This is a genomic window from Clostridium sp. UBA5119, from assembly GCF_002414285.1.
Taxonomy (GTDB): Bacteria; Bacillota; Clostridia; order Clostridiales; family Clostridiaceae; genus Clostridium_J; species Clostridium_J sulfidigenes.
In genome coordinates this window covers 11,029-11,263 of the sequence record NZ_DHYX01000062.1, presented here as the reverse complement: position 1 = coordinate 11,263, position 235 = coordinate 11,029, and positions in this window count along the sequence as shown.

The following is a 235-nucleotide window of genomic DNA, read 5'->3' as shown; positions in this document are numbered from 1 at the left end:
CTTGACTTAGGGTACATTTTAGTGGGATGGAGCACTTTTTTTCTATGCTTTTAACTTCTATATCAAGACCAAGGAACTTAATCTTAATTTTAAATGATATAAAAAGATTATGTTTTAGAATTATTCTAATGACATAAATAACCGATATGCACTTTATCAAAGTATCAATATATCCAATACCACACGCTAAGTAGAGAATCCATATCTATGATTCGGTGTGAATCACTTACTCAGC